We start from the raw sequence: 25,441 nt of genomic DNA, 5'->3' as shown, positions 1-25,441 counted from the left end.
TTCGCTGTCGCGTTCCGACCGTCACGCTCCTGTCACGAAGCCGTGATTTCAGCCTTGCTTTGATCGGCGCAGGCCCTAGCCTCCGCTTCATGGCAAAGGAACCGGCATTGGCGACCGTCGCCGTCTACAGCCTCAAGGGCGGGGTGGGCAAAACCACCGTCTCGGTGAATCTCGCCTGGGCGTCCGCCACCGTGTCGAAGCGGCGGACCCTGCTCTGGGATCTCGATCCGCAGGCGGCGTCGAGCTGGCTCCTCTCCACCGATCCCGCCAGCCGCGACGCCGCACAGGCGATCTTCAGCAAGGATGTCGAAGTCCGCAAGCTGATCCAGCCGTCCACCGTGCCGGGCCTCGACCTTATCGCCGCCGACACCTCGCTGCGCGGGCTCGACCATCTGTTCCGCGAAATGGACAAGAAAAAGCGGCTCGCCAAGCTGATCGACAGCCTCGGCAGGGATTATGACCGCATCATCCTCGATTGCCCGCCGGGCCTTACCGAAACCAGCGAGCAGGTGCTGCGCGCCGCCGACCTCATCGTCATTCCCGTGATACCGTCCCCCCTGTCGCAGCGCGCGATGGGCGAAGTTGCGCGCTATCTCGTCCAACGGGGCGGGGCGCACGCGCCCATCCTGCCGGTCTACTCGATGGTCGATCGCCGCCGCAGCCTGCATCGCGCGGCGATGGAAGCACAGCCCGACTGGCACGTCATCCCCATGGCCAGCACGATCGAGCAGATGACGGTCCGCCGCAAGCCGCTGGGCGCCTACGCCCCCGCCTCGCTGCCTGCCCAGTCCTTCGCCACGCTGTGGACCCGCGTCGAAAAGCAGCTGCGCGCCTGATCAGCCCGCGGCGCGTCGTGGCGCCATGAAGAGGGCGGCGGTATCCTCCGCCGCCATCGGCCGCCCGAAATGATAGCCCTGCACCTTGCGACAGCCGAGCGCGCGGACCAGATCCAGCTCCGCCTGCGTTTCCACCCCCTCCGCCGTGGTGGTCATGCCCAGGCTGTCGGCCAGCGTCACGACCGCGCGGATGATCGCCTTGCTTTCGGGCACGTCGCGCGACGCGCCCACCACGAAGCTGCGGTCGATCTTGATCGTGTCGAACCGGGTGCGGCTCAAATAGCCGAGCGAGGAATAGCCGGTCCCGAAATCGTCGAGCGACAGGTGGACGCCCAGTGCCAGCAACTGGTCCAGCACGGCCAGCGCCCCGGTGTCGTCGCGCATGAAGACGCTTTCCGTCACCTCCAACTCCAGCCGTTGCGCGGGCAGGCCGCTTTGCGCCAGCGCGGAAACGACCGCCGCGACGAAGCTGGGATGCGCCAACTGTTCCGCCGACACATTGACCGCGACGCGCACCGCGCCCGGCCAGCGTACCGCCTGATGGCAGGCGGTGCGCAACACCCATTCGCCGATGGGGGCGATCAGCCGGGCTTCTTCGGCCACCGGGATGAACTTGGCCGGCGGCACCTGGCCCATCTGCGGGTGCGTCCACCGCACCAGCGCCTCGAATCCCAGGATCGCGCCCGCATCGGCGTCGACCACCGGCTGGTAGAGCACATGGAGCTGGTCGCGCTCCAACGCCTCGCGCAGCGCCAGTTCCAGCATGCGGCGCTCCTCCGCCTCGGCATGGAGTTGCGGCTCATAGGCGCAATGCCCCCCACCCCCTTCCGCCTTCGCGCGATAGAGGGCCAGGTCGGCGCTGCGCGTCAGCGCTTCGGCCCCGATCCCGTCGGCGGGCGATTGCGCCGACCCGACCGACGCGCCGATATGCAGCACATGCTGCTCCACCTGATAGGGTTGCGACAGGGCGTCGATGATCCGCTCCGCCAGCCGCGCGATCCCCTCCGCATCGACGGCATGGCCGATCACCACCGCGAACTCGTCGCCGCCGATCCGCCCGCAAAACTCCCCCTTGCCGCAAATCTGCCGCAACCGCCGCGCCACCTGGCTCAGCAGACTGTCGCCGGTCTGGTGGCCCAGCGTATCGTTAATCGCCTTGAACCGGTCGAGGTCGATCATCAGGAAGGCGCAGCCCGGACTGCGCCCCATCGTCTCCGCCAGCGCCGTGTCCAGCGCTTCGCGCAGGTGCGATCGGTTGGGCAGGCCCGTCAGCGGATCGAACCGCGCCAGCTGCGCGATCTTGTCCGCCGACTCGCGCTGCTCCGTCACATCCGATCCGACCCCGCGAAAGCCGATGAACGTGCCATTGTCGTCATGGCGCGGGGACGCCGACAACGCCCACCAGCGCCATTGCCCGTCGACCTCGACCGGCAGCACCAGATTGCTGAAACTCTCCCGGCGTCTAAGGTAATCGGCAAGGCTGTGCACCCCGGCGGCGACGCGACCGCTTTCCCATGCGCTGCCGGACAGGATCTGCACCAACGGCACGCCTTCCAACGCCTCGGGCGGCAGGTCCAGCGTGTCGGCGAACCGGCGGGACGCGCCGCTGATCCGCCGCATCGCGTCGGTCTGCCACAGCCAATCGGACCCGCCCTCCTCATATTCGCGCAGCAGCAGGCTGACGACCTCGCTCTTCTCCTGCAACTCGGCTCGCGCGGCATGTTGCCGGGCAAAGGCGCGCGCATAGATGAAGCAGCCGATCAACAGGCACAGCGCGTAGGCGCTCGCCAGCGGCGGCACATGGGGGGCGTCCCGGAACAGGCTGCCAAGCCCCAGCATGCAGGGCAGTAGAAATGCCGTCGCCGACAGCGGCACCGGCGCGTAGCCGATCGCCCCGCACACCATGACGCAGCTGACCAGAGTCCATAGCGCGACCAGATCGACCGCCTCGCCCGACTGCGCGATCAGCATCATGCAGACGGCCCATACCAGACCGCTCAGCAAGGCGCCCGCCGCATGGGCGCGCAGGTCGCCGGCGCAGGTCGCATCGTCGCTCCGCCTGCGCCGACGATCGATGAAGAGGCCGACAAGGACGGTGAGGACCAGCGCCGCCAGCACGCCGCCCAGCACCGCCCCGGGGCAGCAACGCGCGAATATCCGGGACAGGAACACAATGCCCAGCAGCGTCATCGCATGGCGCAGGGGCGCGACGCTGTCCGCCGATCGCAACTGCGCGGCCATCATGACGCTGGCCCATCGGTCGCGTTCCCGCGCCATGCCCATCATCGCGCGCAGCGACGATATCGGGCGAACCGTTTGTTCAGTCGAGAGAATCTTCGCCTTGTTCACGCCCCGCCGATAACAGGCAAGGGGTTAGCATTCCGTAACGGACACCCGTTTCACGCCCACCGTTCAGGCCGCGATATCGTAGGGTCGGATTTCCCCGGTCAGATAAAGGTTGCGCGCCTTCGACCGGCTGAGCTTGCCCGAACTGGTGCGCGGCAACGTGCGCGGCGGGACCAGTTCGACGACGCAGTTCATGCCGGTGATCGCCCGCACCCGCTCGCGGATCTGGTCGCGCAGGCGCGACCGTTCCTCATTGTCCGACGTGCGGCAATGGACCAGCACGGCCGGCGCTTCTTCCCCGCCCGGCGTCGTGATCGCGAAGGCGGCGATGTCCCCCTGCTTGAAGCCGGGAAGCTGTTCCACCGCCCATTCGATATCCTGGGGCCAGTGGTTCTTGCCGTTGATGATGATCATGTCCTTGGCACGACCCACGATGTAGAGATAACCGTCGCTCAGATACCCCATGTCGCCGGTGTCGAGCCAGCCGTCGACCATGCAGGCGTCCGTCGCTTCCGGATCGCGGAAATAGCCGACCATCAGGCTCGGCCCCGTGGTCCATACCTTGCCGATCTGGCGTTCGCCGATGGGCGCGCCGTCCTCGTCGCGGATTTCGACGACCATGTCCTTGGCCGGCCTGCCGCAGTTGACGATGGAGCGGAAGCGCTGCGGGCGTCCTTCGGGCGCGTCGGCGCCGGACAGGTCGGTTTCCTCGACCAGTTCGACGATGATCCCTTCGCCCGGCGGCATGATCGTGACCGCCAGCGTCGCTTCGGCAAGGCCATAGCTGGGCAGGAACGCCTTGGGGCTGAACCCGGCGTCGGCGAAAGCGTCGACGAAGCTTTGCATCACGTCGGGGCGGATCATGTCCGCACCGTTGCCCGCCAGTCGCCAGCGCGACAGGTCGAACCGGTCCTGCGCCTTCGTCTGGCTCGACATGCGCCGCGCGCAGATGTCGTAGCCGAAGGTCGGCGAATAGCTGATCGACGTGCCCTCGTTCCTGCTGATAAGGTCGAGCCACGCCAGCGGGCGGCGCGCGAAATCCTCGGTCTTCATGTAATCGGTCGACACCTGGTTGGCGACGACCGACAGGAAGCATCCGACAAGGCCCATGTCATGATACCAGGGCAGCCAGCTGATGCAGCGGTCGCTGTCCTGCAACTGCATGCCGTGGCTGTGCGCGGAAAGGTTGCTGAGCAGTGCATGGTGCGTCACTGCGACACCGTGGGGGAAGCGGGTCGAACCGCTCGAATATTGAAGATAGGCGATCTCGTCCCCGCGCGCCGTGGGCAGGGCGCAGGGCGTGGCGTCGCGTGCGATGAAATCCTCGAACGCGATGCTCTCGACGCTTTTCTGCCGCCCGGCCTCGCCCGCCATCTCCTCCAGCTCCCGGGGGAAGAGGAACAGCATCGGGTCGCAACTCGTCAGCTGGACGTTCAACTGGTCGATATAGCTTTCCTTGCCGCCGAAGCTGGTGGGCAGCGGCAGCGGCACCGGCCAGGCGCCCGCATAGACGATGCCGAAAAAGAGCTGCGCGAAATCCGCGCCGGTTTCCGCCACCAGCGCCACGCGATCCTGGGGCTTCACGCCGTGGGCGATCAGGCGATGGGCGCAGGCCGTCGCGTCGTCACGCAGTTCGCGGAACGGATAGGGCCGCGCCAGGTTACCGCGCGCGTCGTGGAAGTTCAGGCCCCGCTGGCCGCTGGCCGCATAATCCAGCGCTTCGCCCAGCGTCTCGAAATCGGAGAATCGGCGCGGCAGATCGTCGGTGGTCGGCGTCGGTGCCATCATCTCTTGCGAACCCGTCATGAAGTGGACCCAATAGTCGTCAATCTTGTCAAAGCGCCGCCGCTAGCAGCTTTCCGGCCAGCTTGCACAGCCAATGCGCTCCGAATTTACTCTTTAGCGCAAGAGGCGCGGTAAAATTCCGGCCCGACTGTGGCATAAACATGGCGCATGGGTCATGATCGCGCCCGCATGGCCCCCAAACGCACCCCACCGCCGCTCGACGAAGCGACGCTGCGCGACCTCGGCCTGCGACATGTCGCGCGCTTCGCCACCAGCCGGGGCAAGCTCCTCGCCTATCTTCAGCGCAAGCTGCGTGAGCGGGGCTGGGGCGGGGAGCGCCCAGCGGACCCCGAAGCGCTCGTCGCCCGCTTCGTCGACCTCGGCTATATCGACGACGCCGCCTTCGCCGTCATGAAAAGCGCGGCGCTCGGGCGGCGCGGCTACGGCGCGCGGCGGGTGGACGAAACGCTGCGCGCCGCCGGCATCGCGGAGGAGGATCGGGCGCAGGCCGACGCGCAGACCGGGTCGGACGCATGGGCCGCCGCCGACCGCTTCGCCCGGCGCAAGCGGCTCGGCCCCTATGCGGCAGCGCCGCTCGACCCCAGGCAGCGGGAAAAGGCCATCGCCGCTTTCCTGCGCGCCGGGCACGGCTATGCCATCGCGCGCCGCTGGGTCGACGCCGCGCCGGGAGAGGCGATGGTGGAAGAGGAAGGTTAACGCCCTCCCCCGCCCGTGCGAATCAGGCTAAGCCCCTGCCATGATCCGCCCGCTGCCCTCGCCCCCGCTCCTGCTCGCCCTCGCGCTGCTCGCCGCCTGCTCGCCCGCCCGTCAGTCCGCCACGCCCGCCAACCGGTCGGATGAAACCGCGCCCGTCACGCTTCCCCTCGTCATCCGCTCCGCAAGCGGCGCGCACCGCTTCGATGTCGAGGTCGCCCGCACGCCCGATCAGCAGGCGCAAGGCCTCATGTTTCGCAAGTCGCTGCCGGACGATGGCGGAATGCTTTTTCCCATGGATCCGCCGCGCACCGCGAGCTTCTGGATGAAGGACACGCTGATCCCGCTCGACATGCTGTTCATCCATACCGACGGCAGCATCGCCTTTCTCAAGGCGCAGGCCCAACCCTATGACCGCACGCCCGTATCGGCCGGAGTGCCGGTGGCGGCGGTGCTGGAACTGCGCGGCGGCCGCGCGGCGGACCTCGGCATCGCGCAGGGGGACCGGGTCAGCTGGGGCGGCTGCGCGGTCCCGAACGCAAAACGTGCCACCGACCTCAATTTCTGCCCCGCTGCGTCCCGCTGACGCGCGCATCCTCTTGCCCATGCCCGCGCCAGCCGCTAAGCGCTTGGCCCATGGGAATCCTGGCCAAGATCTTCACCTGGTGGGATGGCGCGACCATCGGCACCTCGCTCTTCACCTCTCGCAACGGCAGGAAGGTGGGCGAGGACCATCAGGGCAATGTCTATTATGAAGGCGGCGTGGACACCAACGGCCATCCGCGCCGCTGGGTGATCTACAACGGCGCCAACGACGCGAGCCGCGTGCCCGCCGAATGGCATGGCTGGCTGCACCACACGATCGAGGGCGCACCCGAGAGCTTCCTGCCGCCGCCGCGCATCTGGGAACGGGAATATACGCCCAACGCCACGGGCACCGCCAACGCCTATCGCCCCTCGGGAGCGCTGGAAAAGGGCGGCGTCCGCCAGAAGGCGACCGGCGACTATGAGGCGTGGAGCCCCGACGCGGCATGACCCGGCTCGCGGCGGGCAAAGCCCTGCCGATCCTGCCTTGCCTTGCCGTCTTGCCGCTTGCGCTGGGCCTTGCGTCCTGCGGCGGCGACGACATGCCGACCGCCAACCGATCCGGGCCCGTGAAGGTGCAGGGCAGCCCGATCCGCACCGTCGGCGCGGGTGCCGCGCCCGGCACGCCGATGGCGCAGCGGACCGCCGTCGTCGGCCTGCTCAACAAACGCAACGGTCTGACCCGCGACCTGACCATGAAGCCGGGGGAAGCGCTGCGCGTGGGTGACGCCATCGTCCGCGTGCAGGCCTGCGAAACGACCGCTCCTTGGGAAAATATTCAGGACACCGGCGCTTTCGTACAGCTGGACGTGCGGTCGAGCGCTGACGGCAAATGGCGGCGCGCCTTTTCCGGCTGGCTGTTCCGCGACCGGCCAGACCGCAATGTCGTGCAGCATCCCGTCTATGACGTCTGGGTCAGAAGCTGCGCGATGGAATGGCCCGAAACCGGGCCGGACACGGTCAAGCTGGGCGGCGAGGGGAAGCCGGCGGCGTCCTCGCCCCGCGCCAGCGCATCGAACGCCAGCGAAGCCTCGGCCCCCGATCCCGAAAGCACGGTGCCTGCGCCCAGCGCCACGCCGCCCACTGCGTCGCCCAGCAACTGAAGATAGGCGCGCTGGCTGATCTCCACCGCGCCCATTGAATGCAGATGGTCGGTCATGAACTGGCAGTCGAGCAGCGTGAACCCGCCAAAGCGCATCCGCGCCACCAGCCAGGCCAGCGCCACCTTCGATGCGTCGGTTCGGCGCGACACCATCGATTCGCCGAAGAAGGCACGGCCCAGCGCCACGCCATAAAGGCCGCCGACCAGTTCCTCCCCCTCCCACACCTCCACCGAATGGGCATAGCCATGCGTGTGGAGATGGCCGTAAGCCTGCTCGATCGCATGGTTGATCCAGGTCGACGGGCGATCCGAAGCGCTTTGCGCACAAAGCGCCAGCACTTCGGGAAAAGCGCGGTTGGCGGTTACGCGGAAACGATCCCGGCGAACGACCTTCGCCAGCGACCGGGACAGGTGAAATCCGTGCAGCGGCAGGATCGCACGCCTTTTGGGTTCGACCCAATAGACCTCGTCCGCATCGCGATCGTCGGACATGGGGAAGACACCGATGGAATAGGCCTGCAACAGGACGAGCGGGTCGATCATCATTCCCCCGCAGGATAGGCGGATGGGCGCGCAGGGGAAGCCCCCGCGCATCTTTTTGCTTGGGCTTGCGGTCATCGGCGCCCCGGCCCCCGCCGATCCGCCCGCACCGGACGGATCAGGCCACCGCCGATTCGAGCAGGCGGATCGTTCCTGCGCTTGCGTCCATCTCCGCCTCTATCCCCAGCGGCAGGCTATACTGGTTGGCGACATGGCCGAACTGCCCGCCCTGAAACGCCGGAATGTTCAGCGGTGCCAGATGCTGTTGCAGCACCTCGGACAGGGTGAAGCCGCCATAGCTCGGCCCACCCGGCCCGCAATCGGTGCACTGGCCGAACACCACGCCCTTCACCCTGCCCAATATCCCGGCGAGCGTCAGTTGCGTCAGCATCCGGTCGATCCGGTAAGGCTGTTCGCCCACATCCTCGATAAACAGGATCGCGCCGGTGAAATCGGGCAGATAGGTCGTGCCGACCAGCGCCGCCAGTACGGTAAGATTGCCGCCCAGCAACCGCCCGCGCGCCGTTCCGGGGCGAAAAGTGCGGATGCGGCCCCCGCGCTGCACCAACCTATCCTCATGCCCCACCGGATTGCTCAGCGTCGGCGTTCCGCCGTCGAAGGCGACCGCACGAAACGCGTCCCAGCTATAGCGGCCCCAGCTTGCCGACGCGTTGGGGCCGTGGATGGTAGTGAACCCCGCCTTCGCCGCGAAGGCGAGGTGGAGCGCGGTGATGTCCGAAAAACCGACCAGCAGCTTGGGATTGGGACGGATCGTCGGAAAATCGAGCAACGGCAGAATACGCGCGCACCCCCACCCGCCCCGCACCGCAAAGACGGCCCGCACGTCCGGGTCGGCGTAGACAGCGTTCACGTCCGCCGCGCGATCCGCATCGGTCCCGGCCAGATAGCCGTAGCGACTGCCCAGATGCGGTGCGGCCTTGGGCGTAAGGCCCATCGCGACGATCGTTTCGCGCACCAGATCGAGGTCGAACGCATCGTCGACGAAACCCGCCGGTGCGATAAGCCCGACCGTGTCGCCCGCCCGCAACCGGGGCGGCTTTACCGGACCCGCAGCGCGCACCGGAACGCCTGCCGTCACCGCCAGCGCGCCTGCGCCCGCCAACCATCCGCGCCGATCCACCTGCATCAATAAAGGCTCCCGTCCCTGCGCCGATACCGCCCGCCCGACCAGAGCAGGTCGATATCGCTATAATGGCAATCCGCAAGCGGCGGGCGGCCGACCGCGATGAAGACGCAGTCTTCCCCGCTTTCATTGAGAAGATGATGCCCGTCCGCTTCCCCCTTGGGAAAGGCGGCGCTGTCGCCCGCGCGCAGAAGGGTGCGCCCCGCATTCTCCACCAGCACGGCTTCGCCCGCCAGCATGACGACCAGTTCGTCCTCATCCTTGTGCCAATGCCGGTGAGACGACGCCGCGCCGGGCTTCAGCACCACATGGCTCACCCCGAAATCGACAAGGCCGCTCACCGGTCCAAGCCGCCGGACCCACCGCCCCGCGACGCTGGCGGCATGCTCCGCCGGATAGCCGGTGCGGTTCGTCTGCTCGACATTGTCGACATCTATCCGCGGCATGGCGGTCTTCTCCTCCTGGCGCTGGTCAAGACCCGTCCCTTTCGCTAACCCGCGATCATGACCATGACCAGCACCAATGACGATGCCGTGGCCCTCGCCCAGTCGCTGATGGCTTGCCCTTCCGTCACGCCCGCGACCGGCGAGGTATTCGAAGCGCTCGAAGCGATGCTGGCGCCGCTGGGTTTCACGGTCGATCGCTTCCTCGCCGGGGACGCGCCCGATGGGCCGGTGGAAAATCTGCTCGCTTGGCGCACGACCGGTGCGGGGCCGCATTTCGCCTTTGCCGGTCATCTGGACGTGGTTCCGCCAGGGTTGGGCTGGACCAGCGACCCCTTCGCGCCGGCGTTGCGCGGCGACCTGCTCTACGGGCGCGGCGCGGTGGACATGAAGGGTGCGATCGCCGCGTTCGTGGCGGCCCTTGCGCAACTGCCCGACGACCTGCCCGGCACGATCAGCCTCATCGTCACGGGCGACGAGGAAGGACCGGCGACCTACGGCACGCTCGCGCTCATGGATCGCATGGCGGCGCACGGAATGCGCCCCGACCTCTGCCTCGTCGGGGAGCCGACCTCCTCGGCGCGGCTGGGCGACGTGGTAAAGATCGGGCGGCGCGGATCGGTGAACATGTGGATCGGCGTCGAGGGAGCGCAAGGCCATGTCGCCTACCCCCACCTCGCCGACAATCCGATTCCCCGGCTCGTGCGCATCCTGTCCGCCATCGAAGACGAAGTGCTGGACGAGGGCACGGACTGGTTCCAGCCCAGCAACATCGAAATCACCGACATCGAAGTCGGCAATCCCGCGCATAACGTCATTCCCGCACGGGCGACAGCGCGCATATCGATCCGCTTCAACGACCGGCACAGCGGCGCATCCCTGATCGATCGCATCCGCGCCATCGCCGAACCGCTCGGCGGTACGGTCAGCGCGAAGATCAGCGGAGAAGCGTTCCTTACCCAGCCCGGCGCGCTCAGCGACATCGTTCGCGGTGCGATCCGCGACATCGCGGGCGTCGACACCGAACTGTCGACCACCGGCGGCACGTCGGACGCGCGTTTCCTGTCGCGGTTGTGCCCGGTCGTCGAATTCGGCCTGTGCAACGCGACGATGCACAAGCTCGACGAAGCGGTGGCGGTGCAGGATCTGCGCGACCTTGCGCGCATTTATGCGCTGGTGGTGGAACGGGCTTTGCGGGGATAGCCGCCCGGTGGCGTCAGCCCGCGTCGCGCGCCATCGTCGGATCGGGCATGGCATGACGCGCCAGATAGGCGTCCTCCCCCATCGGGCGAGCCAGATGATAGCCCTGGAACAACGTGCAGCCCATGACCCGCAGCATGTCCATCTGCGCCTGGCTCTCCACCCCTTCGACCACCACCTGCAATCCCAGCCCCTGGATCAGGTTCACGACGACCGAACAGATCGTGCGCGCCTGCGCCGATGTCGCGATGTCGCGCACCAGGCTGTGGTCGATCTTGACCCGGTCGACCGGCAATTCCTTCAGCCGGGCGAGGTTGGAATAGCCAGTGCCGAAATCGTCGATCGCAATCGCAACGCCGTCGGCGCGCAAGGCCGCCAGTTGATCCAGCACGCGCGGCTCCGCCTCCATCGCCAGCGATTCGGTGACCTCCAGTTCCAGCATCGCGGGCGGCGTTTCATGCACCGCCATCGCGTGACGCAGCCGCAGGAAGAAATCGGGCTGACCCAACTCCCGCGCGCTGATGTTAACGGCGATGCGCTGGTCGATGCCTTCCCTCGCCCAGCGCGCGGCAATCTCGCACACCCGGCTCACGACCCAATCGCCCAGCGCCACGATCGCCCCATTTTCCTCCGCCATCGGCACGAAGGCGGGCGGCATCACCAGATCGCGCTCAGGATGCGCCCAGCGCACCAGCGCCTCCGCAGTGACGGCGCGCCCGGTCAGGGCATCGACCTGCGGCTGGAACTCCAGCAGGAATTCGTCGCGTTGCAGCCCCATCAGCAGGTCACGCTCCAACTCCGCGCGGTCCTGCGCTTCCAGCGCGAGCCGGTCGGTATAGATTTCCGCCCGACCGCGCCCCTCGCGCTTGGCGTGATACATGGCGATGTCAGCGGCGCGCAGCAGGCTGCCCAGCGTGTCGCCATGGGCAGGATAGCAGGCGATCCCGATCGACGCGCCCAGCTCCACATGCTGGCTGCCGAGGTCGAACCGCTCGCCCAGCGCATATTGAACCGCGCGGGCGATGCGTTGCGCCGCAGCCGGTCCAGTCAGCGCGGGAAAGAACATGGTGAACTCATCGCCTGCCAACCGCCCGATGATCGCGTCGCCGCCCCCGACGCTGACCTGCGCCATCACGACCTCGCGCAGCCGTCCGGCCACGCGCGCCAGCAACTGGTCTCCGGCCGCATGGCCCAGCGTATCGTTGACGCCCTTGAAACCGTCGAGGTCGATGAAGAACAGGGTCGGCTGACCGTTCCCCTCATGCTCTGCCAGCGCGCGCTCCACCTGTCGGCAAAAGCTCGTACGGTTGGCAAGACCCGTGATCTGGTCGAACAGCGCCAGCGCCTGCACATGGTCGAGGTTGGTGCGCACCTGACTGAACAGGCTGTCCATGGCGACCGACAGGTCGGGCAGTTCCTTTCCGATGGCGGGCGTCAGCGGCGTATGGAGATCGCCATGGGCGGCGGATAGCAGCCTTTCGGTCGCGGCGGCGATGGCGTTGGCGGTCATCGCCACGGTGCGCCGCGCCGACGCCCAGCTCATCGTCCCGCACAGGATCGCGATCGCCAGCGACTGCCCGATATGGGCGGCAGCATCGCTCCGCCCATGCGCATGGGTCAGGATCAACGAAAGGATGAACACCACGGCGCCCGCCGCGCAGGCAAAGGCGGTGGTGCGGCTTGTCAAAGTCACCCCCTGCATCAAGCCTCCTGCCGGCTCATCGCTCCGATGCGGAGCGTTCGATCGCAGGGGTATGACGGCGAGTGGTTAAGAAAGGATCATCGGAACGGGGCGTACGACAAATTATTTGTTGCGGCGCAAAATCAGATAGAGCGCGCCGTCGCCGCCATGCCTGGGGTGAGCGATCCGCACGCTGGCGATACGGTCGGCCCATGCGCTGGTTTCCAGCCAGTGGCCGATCTCTCTGCGAATCGCGCCTCGCTTGGAAAACGCGCCGGAAACCGCACCTTTGGGCGGCTTTCCCGTGACCACGAGCAGCACGCGCACGTCCCTTGCCACAGCCTGCGCCAGCGCCTGGTTGAGCCGCCCATGCGCCGATGCCAAGGTGTGGCCATGCAGATCGATGCTCATGTCCGGGCTTATGCTGCCGCTGCGTATCCGCCGCTCCCATCCGCCGTCCAGCACCGCAGCCGGCGTGCGCGGCGGAGGCGGTATAGCGACCGGAGCCGCCGCCTGCGTTAACCATGTCGCGGGCGCCGAGGGCGCGGGGGCAAGCGTTTCGGCGGGTGCCGATGGCGTGCGGCGGACACGGTGGATGGGCCGAACGGTGCGCGCCAGCGCGTGCCACAGCGCCTCCTCATCGGCAGAGAGGCGCCGCCGCGCCATCGATCAGGGCCGCGCCGTGGCCGACAAGCGGGCAGCGGTGCCGATCGGCACCAGCAGCAGCGCGCTACCGCGACCGGACATGCCGCCTGCAATCGCCCGCGCGCGATCCCCCGCGCCCCAGAAGCTGTCGAACCGGTTCGCGCCCTTGATCGCGCCGCCGGTGTCCTGCGCGATCCAGATGCCGTTAGGTTCGGCGCGGTCGAGGCTGAGCAGCACCGGCGCGCCGAGCGGCACATATTGCGGATCGGCAGCCACCGTCGCCTCGCCCGTCACCGGAACGCCCATGGCGCCGATGGGGCCTGCGCCGGTCAGTTCGCGAAAGAACACGAAGCTCTTGTTCTCGTTCATGATGGCCGCGCCCTGCGCAGGGTTGGCGCGCAGATATTGCATGATATCCTGCATCGACCCGGCCTGGATAAGGCCGCGATCCTTCATCAGCTTGCCGATGCCGGTATAGTCGCGCCCATTCTGGGAGTCGTAACCGATGCGCATGACGCCGCCATCGGGCAGCCGCAGCCGCCCCGACCCCTGCACCTGAAGGAAGAAGAATTCGACCGGGTCCGCCGCCCAGGCCAGTTCAAGCCCGCGCCCGGCGAGCGATCCCGCGACGATCTGTCCGCGGTCGTCATAGGGAACGAATTTCGTGCCCTGCACCTTGCCCCGAATCGATTTGCCCTGAAGGCTGTCGCTGAACTGGCCGAGATCGACGTCGACCAGGTCAGGCGGGCGCTTGTAGATGGGAACGTCGTAACCCGGCTGGCGCGTGCGCGATCCCGCAATCTCCGGCTCGTAATAGCCGGTAACGAACGCCTTGCCGTCGCCGATCTGCACCGCCTCGAAATAGCGGGAAAAGAATTCGCTCGCCGATGCCTCCGGCCAGCTCGACGCGGCGGCGCAGGCATTGTTCCAGTCGGACCCGCGTGTCAGGCCGCTCCGGTCGGTGCGCCGCATGAGGGAGGGACAAGACACGCGAAAGGCGGCAAGCGCCAGCCGGGATCGCTCGCCCGAAGGGATAAGGCTGGCGATATCCGGCCCCCGCGTGACACCCAGCCCCGCCGCCGTGCTGGTATCGACGCCCGGTTCCGCCGGAATCTGTACCGGCAAAGCGGGGCGAGGCGTGGAAGGAACGGGCTGCGCCGCCTGTTCTGAACGACCCGCTGGGCGGCTAGGCGTAGGACCGCCCGCCGATGGCGGAATGACACCCCCGGCGCAGGCCGAAAGCATCAGCGCTGCGATCAGCGCACCCCCCGACTGACGCAACGCCATGGCGCGCTCAGGCCTCGTCGGTTTCGCTGAGCTTCCAGTTGGGATCCGCACTGCGGATATCGCGGGTAAAGGTCCAGATGTCGCGAGTTCCGACCGCATCGGTCAGCGATCCTGCAACGACATTGCCCTCCCTGTCGCGGGTCACGGCGGCGATATCGGCTTCGAAGCTCAGGACCACTTCGGCAATGCGATCACGAACGGAAGCTTCGACGATCTGTGCCTTCTCGATACGGACGAGACGATTGTCGAGCACATGGCCTTCCGCTTCGCGCGCGACGATCGATTCTTCGAACGACGCCTGTACCTCGGGGTCGCACAACCATGCCAGCTCTTCGCGATCCCCGCGCCAGAAGGCTTCGAGCACCATCTTATAGGCGCTTTTGGCGCCCTCGACGAATTGCGGAACGTCGAAACTGCGGTCGGCAGCAATCAGCGCACGAACACCGTTTTCGGCGCCCGCCGCGATGAACCCATCGGCCAGCCTCACCGATTCGCCGCTGCCCTGATTCATGGGGCCGGGTTGCAGCACAGTGACCTTCGCGCGGTCTTCCGCCGGGCGCATGACCGGCTCCTGCTCATGCCCCGTGCGTTTGCCGAGTACGGAGTAGAGCCGCAGCGCCAGGAAACCGGCGATCAGAGCGAGGATGACGATCACGTACACGGAAGGCTATACCCTTTGTTCGGGACGATGTTCCACGCAACATAGGCATGTTTGCGCGATACTTCAAATAGCCGTGGCCCAGCCACGGGCATTGCTCCGCCCCGCCCCCCCTGCTAAGCGCGCGGGTCATCGTATTTTCCGGGGGCGACGGGTTCCCGGCAGCAGGGAAAGTCAAGGACGAGCATGGCCGACCAAACGGACCACATCATCACCAGCATCGGCAATGGCGCGGACACCGCCCCCCAGATCGCGCTCATCAGCCAGTATGTGAAGGACCTGTCCTTCGAAAATCCGAACGCGCCCGCCGTCTACCAGTGGCAGGACCAGCCGCAGATCGACGTGCAGTTCAACATCGGCGCCGACAAGGTCGGCGACGAAGTGCTGGAAGTCTCGCTCAAGATCGAAGTGAAGGCGATCGCGCCGCAGGGCACCGCCTTTGCGGTCGAACTGGTCTATGCCGCGATCTTCGGGATGCGCAACGTGCCCGACGACCAGATCCAACCCTTCATGCTGGCCGAAGCGCCCCGCCTCATCTTCCCCTTCGCCCGTCGCGTGCTGGCCGACGCGATCCGCGACGGCGGCTTCCCGCCGCTGTTGCTCGACCCCATCGATTTCGGCGCGCTCTACCTTCAGCAGGCGCAACAGATGGAAGCGACCACGGGCGAACCTGCCGGTCACGCCTGACTTCCATGACCGTCGACCGGGGGCGTAAAGCGTGAAACTCGTCCGCGCCCTCGGCTCGGTCGGCGGGCTGACGCTCGCCAGCCGCATCCTGGCGCTCGTGCGCGATTCGCTGGCGGCGCGTTATGTCGGCGCTGGCTTCGCGTCGGACGCGTTCAACGGCGTCGCCTTCCGTCTGCCCAACATGTTCCGCGCGCTGTTCGCAGAAGGGGCCTTCTCCGCCGCCTTCATCCCGCTCTTCAACCGCAAGGCGGCGGGAGAAGGCGGCCTGCCTTCTGGCTACGATTTCGCCCAGCGTGCGCTCGCCGTGCTGTTCCCGGTCCTGATCCTCTTCACCGCGATCCTCATCGCCGCCGCATGGCCGATCACCTGGGCATTGTCAGGCGGATTTTCGCGCCAGAACCCCACGGCGGACCAGTTCGCCTTCGCGGTCATGCTCTCACGCATCACCATTCCCTATCTGGCGCTCATTTCGCTCGCCTCGCTGCTGGGCGGCATCCTGAATTCCCTCGACAAATTCTGGGTCAACGCCGCAGCCCCCATCCTGCTCAACATCAGCATGATCGCGGGCCTGTGGCTGTTCCACGGCGCGGACGAATATGAGACGGCGCGGGTGCAGGCAATTTCGGTGACGGTGGGCGGCGCGTTGCAACTGGCGTGGCTGACATGGGCATGCCGCCGCGCGGGTGTGTCGCTGAAGCTGCGGCGGCCAAGGCTGGACGCCGACGTCAGGGAATTGCTGCGCCTCATCGTGCCCGCCGCCGCGGGCGCTGGCGCGTCGCAGATCAACCTCCTCGTCTCCACCGCCCTGTCGGGATGGCTGCTCGCGTCGGGATCGATCACCTACATCTATTATGCCGATCGCCTCAATCAGCTGCCGCTCGGCCTCATCGGCATCGGCCTCGGCACCATCCTCCTCCCCACCATCTCGCGCATGCTGTCGAAAGGGCAGGAGGTCGAAGCGATGGAAACGCAGAACCGGGGCATCGAACTCGCCCTGTTCCTGACGCTGCCTGCGACCGTCGCCTTCCTGACGGTCGCCGAACCCATCGTGCGCGGCCTCTTCCAATATGGCCGGTTCACCGCCGAGGATGCGATGCGGTGCGGCTGGGCGCTCTCGGCTTTCTCCATCGGGCTGCCGAGCTATGTGCTCGTAAAGGTGCTGACGCCGGGCTATTATGCACGCGGCGACACGAAGACGCCGGTGCGCTACGCCATGCTGTCGATCCTCATCAACATCGCGGGCAACATGACGATGATCCCGTCGCTGGGCAGCATCGGGCTGGGTCATGTCGGTCCGCCGCTCGCGACCGCGCTGTCTTCCACGATCAATGTCGCAATGCTCTATCGCACGCTGGTGAAGCGCGGCCATTTCGCCGCCGACGCCCGCCTGCGCCGTCGCCTGCCCCGCCTGGCGATCGCCGCGCTCATCATGGGCGCGGCGCTGCTGGCGGGCAATCACCTGCTCGATCCATGGCTGACCGGCGCGATGCTCCAGCGCTATGTGGCGCTCTCTCTCCTTGTGGGGGCAGGCGTTGCACTATACGGACTGGCCTGCGTCGCGGTGGGTGCCTATCGCCTGTCCGACATCAAGGCGCTCGTCCGCGCCAAGTCCGCAACCCCCTGAACCAACGGATCATACCCATGCGCGTCCTTTCCGGCATCCAGCCGACCGGCAACCTGCACCTTGGCAATTATCTGGGTGCGATTCGCAACTGGGTGCGGATGCAGGATGAGATGACGGGCGACGCGCAATGCTTCTTCTTCTTAGCCGACATGCACAGCATCACCGTGCACGAAGGGCGTGAGCAGCGCATTCGCAACGTGCGCGACATGGCCGCAGCCCTGGTCGCCGCCGGGATCGATCCCGATCGTTCGGTCCTCTTCAACCAGGCACGGGTGCCCGCCCATGCGGAACTATGCTGGTTGCTGAACGGCACCGCGCGCATCGGCTGGCTCAACCGCATGACCCAGTTCAAGGACAAGGCGGGCAAGGACCGAGAAGGGGCCTCGGTCGGCCTGTTCGTCTACCCCGTGCTTCAAGCCGCCGACATTCTGGTCTACAACGCGACGCATGTGCCAGTGGGCGAGGACCAGAAACAGCATCTGGAACTGGCGCGCGACATCGCCGCGAAATTCAACACCGACTTCGGCGTCGACCTCTTCACCCTGCCCGATCCGATCATCCCCAAGGAATCGGCGCGGATCATGTCGCTGCGCGACGGCACGGCCAAGATGTCGAAATCCGACCCCAGCGATATGAGTCGCATCAACCTCACCGACGATGACGACGCCATCATGGCCAAGGTGCGCAAGGCGAAGACCGACCCCGAACCCCTGCCCGAAAGCGCGCAGGCCCTTGCCGGACGGCCCGAAGCGAGCAACCTCGTCGGCATTTTCGCCACGCTGTCGGGCACGACAACCGACGCTGTATGTGCCGATTTCGCGGGTAAAGGCTTTGGCGCGTTCAAACCGGCGCTGGGCGAGCTGCTGGTCGAAACGCTGCGTCCCATCCGCGAACGCTTCATGGAACTGCGCACCGACGACGCCGCGCTCGACGCCATTCTGGACAAGGGTGCCGGCAAGGCGGCGGCGGCAGCCGAACCGACGCTGCGCGCCGCCTACGACGCAATGGGGCTGATGCGATAGCGGCGTGTCGCCCTGTCCCTTTGGGAAGGGGCGGCGCGACGCACGGGAACCGGTCAGCCGTGCCGTCATTGGGACGACGGAACATGGTTTTGCGCCCATATGACGGCTTCGCGCGTTCAAACGATGTTCAGTTGCGTTTTGCTAGGGCAGGGCGCAGGAAGATCAACAGGCACTTCGCCTGATACAGGACGTGACCATAATGACCCGTAAGAAGACTTTCGGTCTGATCGCAGCGCCCATCCTGGCGCTGACGGCGCTGTCGGGCTGCGCCACAGGATTCAAGGCCGACGTTGCCCGGTTCCAGCAACTGCCCGCACCGCAGGGCCAGACCTTCACCGTAGTCGCGGACGATCCGCGCCTCGCGGGCGGTCTCGAATTCGCGCATTATGCCGACATCGTCGGCGCGCGCCTGTCGCAGACCGGCTATGTGCCCGCCAGCGATCCCGCCCGCGCCGACCTGATCGTGCGTGTCGCCTACGATGTCGACAACGGTCGTGAAAAGGTGCGCTCGACCGGATTTGCCGGCGGCGGATGGGGTCCGGGCTGGGGCCCCGGCTGGGGCGGTCGCTTCGGCTATGGCGGCTATTGGGGCCGCCCGTGGGGCTATGGGTTCTACGATCCCTGGCTGTTCGGCGGTAGCGGGTTCAACGACGTGTCGAGCTATACCGTCTACACTGGCGACCTCAGCGTCAAGATCGACCGCGCCGCCGACAATCGCCGCCTGTTCGAAGGCAAGGCGCAGGCCCAGTCGTTGTCGAACAAGCTCACCTATCTGGTCCCGAACCTGATCGACGCTATGTTCACCGATTTCCCCGGTCGCAACGGCGAAAGCATCAAGATCACCTTGCCGCCCGAAAAGCGCGGCTGAGGCCAGGCTTACGGCTGGCAAACCCAAAACCCGGCGAGTTCCGCTCGCCGGGTTTTTCATAACCAGCGCGCCGATCCGCGCCGGAAGAAAGGATCGGCGCGACAGCATGCGCGTTGAGCCGGGGCCATTTAGCCTGACGATTTCGCTCCATGCGCTTCCTGCTTCTGTCCCTCCCAATACTGTTCGCCGCGGCCTGCGAAGACCGTCAGAATGTCGATAACGCCGCCCCTCCGTCCGCGCCGTCGCCATCGATTGCCGTCGCTAAGAGCGCCACGCCGCCACCCCCCGCCCCCTCGCAGTCTGCCGTGAAAAATTGCTATCTTGCGGTGGACGGCACGGTGCATGTCGACGGACGCTGCCGGGTCTTCCCCATGGGCGATGGCGGCTATACGCTCAACACCTGGGACGGTGGCAAGCCTGCCGCATCGCATTTCGCGATTGTCGAGCCGCGCGGGGACGGCACGGCGGATGCCACCTGGAACGCCGATCCCGACGACGATCGCGCCTACGACCCACTCGGGCGGCTGAGGCGCGAAGGGCCGTGCTGGACAGGCGAACGGGCACGCATCTGCGCATCGTGAAGGCGCGCTTGGGCTCTGGCGCGACTTTTGCCCTGTTCACTCTCCTGCGGCGTCGATAGCGTCGGGCATCCGCCTCCTGCCCGAAAGCCCGCTTATGTCCCTCACCGTTCGCATCCTCCTGGCGCTGGCGTCGGGGCTTGCCTGCGGCATCGGCCTTGCGGAATGGGGCAGCGGTTGGGAGGGACAGGTGCTTGCCGTCGCGCAGCCCCTGGGCAAGGCATGGCTCGGCGGGCTCCAGATGCCGCTCATCCCCCTCATCTTTGCCCTGCTGGTCACCGGCATTGCGCAGGCGGCGGCGACCGCGCGCAGCAACGGCATGGCCGGTCGGGCCATCGGCCTTTTCGCGGCGATGCTGGTCGCTTCCGCCAGCGTCGCCGCCCTCCTGGGGCCGCTGATGCTGCGTCTCTTCCCCGTGCCCTCCGGCGCGGTCGGCGCGCTGGCGGGCGCAGCGCCGGTCACCGAAGTGCCCGACGTGCGACCGTCCGCCGAATGGCTTCTGGGCTTCATCCCGGTCAACCCGCTCAAGGCCGCGAGCGAGGGCCAGGTGGTCGCGGTGGTCCTCTTCGCGATGGTCTTCGGTTTTGCGGTCACCCGCATCGCGACGGAGCGCCGCACGCTCCTCACCGGCTTTTTCGAAGCGCTGTCCGACGCCCTGCTGGTCGTGGTCCGATGGGTGCTGTGGCTTGCGCCGGTGGGCGTGTTCGCGCTGGCGCTTGTGGCGGGCGCGCGATCGGGCCTGGCGACGGCGGGCGCGCTGCTCCACTATATCGGCTTCATCGTCGCGATCTGCCTGATCGTGACGCTGCTGCTCTACCCGCTGGTGGCGGGGGCGGGGCGCATTGGCCTTGCCCGTTTCGCCCGCGCCGCCCTTCCCGCGCAGGCCATCGCCTTTTCGACGCAAAGCTCGATCGCCTCTCTTCCCGCCATGATCGAGGCGAGCGACGGCCCGCTCGGCGTGCGTCCGACGAGCCGCAGCATCGTCCTGCCGCTCGCCATCTCGCTCTTCCGCGTCACCAGCCCACCCGCCAATCTCGGCGTCGCCATCTATGTCGCGGCGATGAATGGCGTCGCCCTGGGGCCCACGCAACTGATGCTCGGCGTCGTCGTCGCCGCTATCGTCAGCCTGGCGGCGGTGGGCCTTCCCAGCCAGATCACATTCTTCACCACCACCGGCCCCATCTGCCTTGCGATGGGCGTGCCGGTCGAAGCACTGCCGCTGCTGCTGGCGGTGGAAACCGTGCCGGACATCTTCCGCACGGTGGGCAATGTCACCGCCGACCTTGGCGTGACTCGCATCCTCGACATCAGGGAAGTCGGCGGGCGCTCAATATCCTGACGGGCGTTTCCAGCATCTGCCCCTTCATCACCCCTTCGCCCTTCGTCGGCGACTTGGGTTCGGCGAGAATCGCCTTCACCACGTCCATGCCCTCGACCACATGGGCAAAGACGGCAAAGCCCTGATTGTCGCCCGCCGCCTGCGGCTGCGCATCCATTGCCGGCATCTTTCCCAGCACGATGAAGAAGTCCCCCGTCGCGCTCCCCGGCGCATAACGCGCCATCGACAGCGCGCCATCGTCATGGGTGAGGCCGGTTTGGGTCGTCGGCTCATGCCGGATGGGCGGCAGGATGCGCTTGGGATCGTTCTGCGTCCCCGCCTGCACGAAGCCATAATCGCTGGCCCCCACCCCGCGATAGAAAGCAGTGCCGTCGAACCGCTTCTGGTCGACATATTTGAGGAAATTGGCTGCCGTCACCGGCGCCTTGTCGCCATGCACGGCAATGACGATGCGGCCCTTGTCCGTTTCGACCGCCACGCGCACGTCGCCGGGCGCGGTCGTCTGCGCCACGGCGGGCGCGAGGGAGAGGAAGGCGAGCAGCAGCAGGATGGAGCGAATCATGGGGCCAGCGTAACGCGCGCCCGCGCCCGCGTCAGCCCTCCAGCTGCCGCAGCAATGCGCGCACGTCGGCGTCGATCTCGGGATTGCTCTCGCGCAGCGCCTCGATGGTGCGGACCGCGTGGATCACTGTGCTGTGATCGCGCCCGCCGAAGATGCGCCCGATTTCGGGCAGCGAACGCGGCGTCATCTTCTTGGCCAGATACATCGCCACCTGCCGCGGGCGAGCGACGGCGCGGGCGCGGCGCTTGGAACGCATTTCCGCCGGGTCGATCTTGAAATGGGCGGCGCACGCCTTCTGGATTTCGTCGACGGTGATGCGCCGGGCATTGGCGCGCACCGCATCGGCAAGCATCTGCTGCGCGAAATCGAGGTCGATCGCGCGCCCGGTCAGCTGGCCATAGGCCACCAGCTTGTTGAACGCGCCTTCCAGTTCGCGCACGTTCGACCGGATCGACCGGGCAAGGAAGTCGATCACCGCGTCGGGCACCGGCGGGTCGCCCGCCACCAGGCGCTTGGCATCGAGGATCGCGAGCCGCAGGTCGAGCGCTGCGGGCTGGATATCGGCGACAAGTCCCCCCGCGAGTCGCGAAAGGATGCGCGGGTCGATACCGTCGAGCTGCTGCGGCGCGCGGTCGGCGGTCACGACGATACGCGCACCGGCGTCGATCAGGTCGTTGACGGTGTGGAGAAACTCCTCCTGCGTCGACCCCTTGCCCGCGATGAACTGGATGTCGTCGATCAGCAACAGCCGCGCCGCGCGCAACCGGGCCTTGAACGCCATCGTCTCATTCGCGCGCATCGCATTCACGAATTCCATCATGAAACGCTCGGCCGACATGTAGAGCACCGGGGCTTCCGGCGAATGCGCGCTGAAATCGGCGGCGATGGCATGCAGCAGGTGCGTCTTGCCCTGCCCGGTACCGCCATGGATGAAGAGCGGGGTGAAGCGCGGCTGTGCTTTCGCCGCCATCGCCTGCGCGGCGGAAAAGGCAAGGCGATTGGTGTCGCCCACCACGAAGTCGGCAAAGCCGTGGCGCGGGTGGAAATTGGAGGCGGCGACAGGCGCAACGGCGGCGGGCACAGCGGAAGGCTTTTCCACATGCACCACTTCCAGCAGGCGCGGCCCCATCATGTCCGGCGCGCGGCGAAGGCGCACGTCGCGCACGCCCACGCCCGCCACGCGCCACGCCATGCGCAGCCGGTCGCCGAACTGACCCGACACGAAATTGGCGCTGAAGTCGCTGGCCACCAGCAGGTCGAGCGTTTGCGATTCGGGGCAATAATCGCCCAGGCGCACCGGCTTCAGCCACTGGTCGAACATCCGGGCGCCCACGTCGCGGCGCAGGCCTGCCCGGATTCCGGCCCAGGCGGATTCCAGGCTATCGTCTGCCTGTACCGTCTGCCCATCCTGCCAAGCCACCACGCGCACGCCATCCTTCATTCTGTCTTACCCCCCGTGCCGCTGCGTCATCCGCAAGGGCGAAGTCGTCAGGCAAAAGGATACCGAACGGAAAAGCCCCCGCCTTTCCGGCTCCCTTGCCAGACCAATGTTCCTGACGGCGCGCCATCGGTGATTCGACAGCGGCCGGATTTCGAAAATAGACAGCCGCGCTCCGCCGGATCAAGGCCGTCCCGGTTCAAAAAACTGAAATAAAGGGTTTGACAGTGGAAACCCGCGGATTCCCGAAAGCTATGAAATTATCCTGTAATTTCATAGTCTTATATTAGTCATTTTGAGATGCGGTGCATCGAATCGCGGGGAATCCGTCATTACCGCTTGATGACCGGATTGCGTCCAACGCCAAAAGGCCCGCTCCGGCGATGCGGAGCGGGCCTTTGAAATTCGACCGTGGTCGAATGGGGTCAGGCGAGTGCGCTGACAGCCTTGGTCAGGCGGCCGAACTTGCGCGCGGCGGTATTCTTGTGGAGCACGCCGCGTGCGACGCCGCGCGCCATTTCAGGCTGCACGCTGGCGAGCGCGGTGGCGGCGGCATCCTTGTCGCCGGCGGTGATGGCGGCTTCCACCTTCTTCACCAGGGTGCGGATCCGGCTGATGCGGGCGCCATTGATCGCGGCGCGACGCTCGTTGCGACGGATGCGCTTCTTGGCTTGCGGCGTATTGGCCATTCTTTTCCTCGGTTCTCTTCAAATCTTGGGCAAGAGGCCCGATCAGATTCGCCGACCAGCCTCGTGAAGGTGCGCCCCTTACAGGGGAATAAGGCACCCGTCAACGGGGCCGGTCCGCGCTATTTCTGGCATCGGGGGCAGTAAAAGGTGGACCGCCCGCCATCGACTCGCCGCCGCACCACGCCGCCGCATGGGCATGGTTCGCCCTCGCGGCCATAGACGCGCCACTGTTTGGAAAAATAGCCCAGCTCGCCATCGGGCCGCGCATAATCGCGCAGGGTCGATCCTCCCGCCGTGATCGCGGCGGTCAGCACGGTGCGAATCGATTCGACCAGCAGGGCCAGCCGCGCGCGACCGATCTTGCCTGCCGCCCTTGTCGGCGCGATGCCCGCCATGTTGAGCGCCTCGCACACATAGATATTGCCCAGTCCGGCGACGACCCGCTGATCGAGCAGCGCGGCCTTGATCGAGGTGGCCTTGCCCGCCAGCGCGGCGGCCAGCCGGTCGGCGTCGAACTGCGCGCCCAGCGGCTCGGGCCCCATGCGCATAAAGGGCGGATAGCTGCCCCACCCGTCCGTCCGCACGAGGTCCAGCGATCCGAACCGGCGCGGATCGTTGAGGCTCAGCACGCGCCCCTTCCCCGTTTCGATCAGTAGATGGTCGTGCGTGCCGATCTGCGCCGGGTCGATGCGCCATCGCCCCGACATACCGAGGTGAAAGATCAATATGTCGCCCCGGTCGGTTTCGATGAGGCCATATTTGGCGCGCCGCGACAGCCCCGTGACCCGCGCGCCCGTCAACCGCTGGCGCAGATCGACGGGAATGGGAAAGCGCAGGTCCGCGCGGCGCGGCTCGACGCGCGTCAGCACCTCGCCCTCCAGCACGGCGCGCAGGCCGGCGACGGTGGTTTCGACTTCGGGAAGCTCAGGCATGATGCCCCATGTAGGCGTCAGCGGAGCGCACGAACAGGGGCGTCGGGATCGAGGTCGGGCCAGCGGTCGATCAGCGCGGCGGTGACGCCGTTGGTCCAGCCGAACCCGTCCTGCAACGGATATTCCCCGCCGCCGCCCGGCTTGCGCTGCTCCACATCATATTTCTCCAGCATCTTGCCCGTCTCGCGGAAGGCCGCGTCCACCGTGCCGATCCATCGGCGGGCGACCTCCTTCGCCAGCGCGGCATGCCCGTTCCGCGCCAGCCCCTCGACCGCAGCCCATTGCAGCGGCGCCCAGCCGTTGGGGCTGTCCCATTGCTGCCCGCTCGCGATGCCGGTGGTGCGCAGCCCGCCCTCGCCCAGCAGGCGCGCGCGCGTCAGCCGCGCCACGGCGTCGGCCTGCCGCGCGTCCGAAAGGCCGACGAACAGCGGAAAGAGCGTCGCCGCCGACAGGATGCCGGTGGGCCTGCGCCGGGTGCGGTCCCAGTCGGCATAGCGCCCCTCCCCCGGCATCCACAGCCACCGGTCGATCGCCGCCTTGCGCGCGTCCGCCAGCCCGGCAAAGCGCCAGGCGCATGGCCCGTCCCCCGCCGCCCGGCACCGGTCCGCGATGCTGCGCTCCAGCCGCCAGAGCAGGCTGTTGAGGTCGACGGGCACGATCTGCGTCGTGCGGACCGTCGCGAGTCGCCGGGGGTCGGCGAGCCAACGCGCGGAAAAGTCCCAGCCGCTTTCCGCCC

Annotated in this window: 25 protein-coding genes and 1 pseudogene; 12 read left to right on the top strand and 14 right to left on the bottom strand. The window is 67.1% G+C overall.

Annotated features, from left to right (window positions below; translation table 11 throughout):
• The first annotated feature begins 89 nt into the window (after positions 1 to 89).
• Positions 90 to 836: a ParA family protein gene (locus DI606_RS08655; protein ID WP_293981658.1), complete on the top strand. Its 747-nt coding sequence runs from the start codon at positions 90 to 92 to the stop codon at positions 834 to 836.
• Here the strand turns inward: DI606_RS08655 and DI606_RS08650 are convergent, their stop codons facing one another.
• On the bottom strand, positions 837 to 3,122 hold the full coding sequence (locus DI606_RS08650; protein WP_293981730.1) for an EAL domain-containing protein: 2,286 nt from the start codon (positions 3,120 to 3,122) through the stop codon (positions 837 to 839). It abuts the gene before it with no gap.
• A gap of 126 nt (positions 3,123 to 3,248) precedes the next feature.
• Positions 3,249 to 4,970, bottom strand: coding sequence for a fatty acyl-AMP ligase (locus DI606_RS08645; RefSeq protein ID WP_293981727.1), 1,722 nt, complete (start codon positions 4,968 to 4,970; stop codon positions 3,249 to 3,251).
• A 186-nt stretch (positions 4,971 to 5,156) separates the two neighbouring features.
• Between DI606_RS08645 and DI606_RS08640 the strand changes: the two genes are divergently transcribed.
• From DI606_RS08640 to DI606_RS20330, 4 genes and pseudogenes are all read left to right on the top strand, one after another.
• Positions 5,157 to 5,684, top strand: a complete 528-nt coding sequence (locus DI606_RS08640) for a RecX family transcriptional regulator (RefSeq protein WP_293981656.1) — start codon at positions 5,157 to 5,159, stop codon at positions 5,682 to 5,684.
• Between the two features lie 43 nt (positions 5,685 to 5,727).
• Complete coding sequence (locus DI606_RS08635; protein WP_293981725.1) at positions 5,728 to 6,267, top strand: DUF192 domain-containing protein; 540 nt, start codon at positions 5,728 to 5,730, stop codon at positions 6,265 to 6,267.
• 50 nt (positions 6,268 to 6,317) lie between these two features.
• The gene (locus DI606_RS08630) at positions 6,318 to 6,716 is read left to right on the top strand and encodes an NADH:ubiquinone oxidoreductase subunit NDUFA12 (RefSeq protein WP_293981654.1); all 399 of its coding nucleotides are present in this window, start codon (positions 6,318 to 6,320) and stop codon (positions 6,714 to 6,716) included.
• Positions 6,713 to 7,132 (top strand): annotated as a pseudogene (locus DI606_RS20330) (DUF2155 domain-containing protein); the annotation flags it as partial. The gene DI606_RS08630 and the pseudogene DI606_RS20330, both read left to right, overlap by 4 nt.
• A gap of 35 nt (positions 7,133 to 7,167) precedes the next feature.
• Here the strand turns inward: DI606_RS20330 and aat are convergent.
• From aat to DI606_RS08610, 3 genes are all read right to left on the bottom strand, one after another.
• On the bottom strand, positions 7,168 to 7,914 hold the full coding sequence (aat, locus tag DI606_RS08620; protein WP_293981722.1) for a leucyl/phenylalanyl-tRNA--protein transferase: 747 nt from the start codon (positions 7,912 to 7,914) through the stop codon (positions 7,168 to 7,170).
• Positions 7,915 to 8,026: 112 nt separating this feature from the next.
• Positions 8,027 to 9,055, bottom strand: coding sequence for an LD-carboxypeptidase (locus DI606_RS08615; protein ID WP_293981651.1), 1,029 nt, complete (start codon positions 9,053 to 9,055; stop codon positions 8,027 to 8,029).
• A complete protein-coding gene (locus DI606_RS08610; RefSeq protein WP_293981648.1) occupies positions 9,055 to 9,498 on the bottom strand; it encodes a cupin domain-containing protein in 444 nt (147 codons plus the stop codon). The genes DI606_RS08615 and DI606_RS08610 overlap by 1 nt, the downstream gene beginning before the upstream one ends.
• 57 nt (positions 9,499 to 9,555) lie before the next feature.
• On the opposite strand from DI606_RS08610, the gene dapE reads away from it, so the two are divergent.
• Positions 9,556 to 10,698 (top strand): succinyl-diaminopimelate desuccinylase, encoded by a 1,143-nt coding sequence (gene dapE, locus DI606_RS08605; RefSeq protein WP_293981645.1) that lies wholly within the window; start codon positions 9,556 to 9,558, stop codon positions 10,696 to 10,698.
• 13 nt (positions 10,699 to 10,711) lie between these two features.
• On the opposite strand, the gene DI606_RS08600 is transcribed toward dapE, so the two are convergent.
• The 4 genes from DI606_RS08600 to DI606_RS08585 form a co-directional block, all read right to left on the bottom strand.
• Positions 10,712 to 12,397, bottom strand: coding sequence for an EAL domain-containing protein (locus DI606_RS08600; protein ID WP_293981642.1), 1,686 nt, complete (start codon positions 12,395 to 12,397; stop codon positions 10,712 to 10,714).
• 102 nt (positions 12,398 to 12,499) lie between these two features.
• Positions 12,500 to 13,042, bottom strand: a complete 543-nt coding sequence (locus tag DI606_RS08595; RefSeq protein ID WP_293981639.1) for a Smr/MutS family protein — start codon at positions 13,040 to 13,042, stop codon at positions 12,500 to 12,502.
• Between the two features lie 3 nt (positions 13,043 to 13,045).
• Positions 13,046 to 14,308 (bottom strand): murein transglycosylase A, encoded by a 1,263-nt coding sequence (locus DI606_RS08590; protein ID WP_293981636.1) that lies wholly within the window; start codon positions 14,306 to 14,308, stop codon positions 13,046 to 13,048.
• A gap of 7 nt (positions 14,309 to 14,315) precedes the next feature.
• Positions 14,316 to 14,969: a Tim44/TimA family putative adaptor protein gene (locus DI606_RS08585; protein WP_293981633.1), complete on the bottom strand. Its 654-nt coding sequence runs from the start codon at positions 14,967 to 14,969 to the stop codon at positions 14,316 to 14,318.
• A gap of 183 nt (positions 14,970 to 15,152) precedes the next feature.
• Between DI606_RS08585 and secB the strand changes: the two genes are divergently transcribed.
• From secB to DI606_RS08555, 6 genes are all read left to right on the top strand, one after another.
• A complete protein-coding gene (secB, locus tag DI606_RS08580) occupies positions 15,153 to 15,653 on the top strand; it encodes a protein-export chaperone SecB (RefSeq protein WP_293981630.1) in 501 nt (166 codons plus the stop codon).
• Positions 15,654 to 15,684: 31 nt separating this feature from the next.
• Positions 15,685 to 17,277, top strand: a complete 1,593-nt coding sequence (gene murJ / locus DI606_RS08575; RefSeq protein WP_293981628.1) for a murein biosynthesis integral membrane protein MurJ — start codon at positions 15,685 to 15,687, stop codon at positions 17,275 to 17,277.
• A gap of 17 nt (positions 17,278 to 17,294) precedes the next feature.
• Positions 17,295 to 18,299 (top strand): tryptophan--tRNA ligase, encoded by a 1,005-nt coding sequence (trpS, locus tag DI606_RS08570; RefSeq protein WP_293981626.1) that lies wholly within the window; start codon positions 17,295 to 17,297, stop codon positions 18,297 to 18,299.
• Positions 18,300 to 18,498: 199 nt separating this feature from the next.
• Complete coding sequence (locus DI606_RS08565; protein WP_293981623.1) at positions 18,499 to 19,167, top strand: DUF4136 domain-containing protein; 669 nt, start codon at positions 18,499 to 18,501, stop codon at positions 19,165 to 19,167.
• A gap of 305 nt (positions 19,168 to 19,472) precedes the next feature.
• Positions 19,473 to 19,748 carry a hypothetical protein gene (locus tag DI606_RS08560; protein ID WP_293981620.1) on the top strand — a complete coding sequence of 92 codons (276 nt, stop codon included), beginning with the start codon at positions 19,473 to 19,475 and terminating at the stop codon, positions 19,746 to 19,748.
• A gap of 94 nt (positions 19,749 to 19,842) precedes the next feature.
• On the top strand, positions 19,843 to 21,084 hold the full coding sequence (locus DI606_RS08555) for a dicarboxylate/amino acid:cation symporter (protein ID WP_293981617.1): 1,242 nt from the start codon (positions 19,843 to 19,845) through the stop codon (positions 21,082 to 21,084).
• On the opposite strand, the gene DI606_RS08550 is transcribed toward DI606_RS08555, so the two are convergent.
• The 5 genes from DI606_RS08550 to DI606_RS08530 form a co-directional block, all read right to left on the bottom strand.
• Positions 21,053 to 21,646, bottom strand: coding sequence for a peptidylprolyl isomerase (locus tag DI606_RS08550; RefSeq protein ID WP_293981615.1), 594 nt, complete (start codon positions 21,644 to 21,646; stop codon positions 21,053 to 21,055). The two genes, DI606_RS08555 and DI606_RS08550, sit on opposite strands and share 32 nt — an antisense overlap.
• Positions 21,647 to 21,677: 31 nt before the next feature.
• Positions 21,678 to 23,087, bottom strand: a complete 1,410-nt coding sequence (dnaA, locus tag DI606_RS08545; RefSeq protein WP_293981612.1) for a chromosomal replication initiator protein DnaA — start codon at positions 23,085 to 23,087, stop codon at positions 21,678 to 21,680.
• A 422-nt stretch (positions 23,088 to 23,509) separates the two neighbouring features.
• On the bottom strand, positions 23,510 to 23,773 hold the full coding sequence (rpsT, locus tag DI606_RS08540) for a 30S ribosomal protein S20 (protein WP_293981609.1): 264 nt from the start codon (positions 23,771 to 23,773) through the stop codon (positions 23,510 to 23,512).
• Positions 23,774 to 23,892: 119 nt separating this feature from the next.
• Entirely contained in the window at positions 23,893 to 24,705 is an 813-nt protein-coding gene (gene mutM, locus DI606_RS08535; protein WP_293981607.1) for a bifunctional DNA-formamidopyrimidine glycosylase/DNA-(apurinic or apyrimidinic site) lyase, read from the bottom strand.
• 17 nt (positions 24,706 to 24,722) lie between these two features.
• Positions 24,723 to 25,441: trehalase family glycosidase (locus tag DI606_RS08530; RefSeq protein ID WP_293981605.1), on the bottom strand; the 719-nt coding region annotated here is incomplete at its 5' end.

Source organism: Sphingobium sp. (genome assembly GCF_003248505.1).
GTDB lineage: Bacteria > Pseudomonadota > Alphaproteobacteria > Sphingomonadales > Sphingomonadaceae > Sphingobium.
Note: the sequence above shows the minus strand (reverse complement) of the source record. Positions and strands in the feature narration are given on the sequence as shown.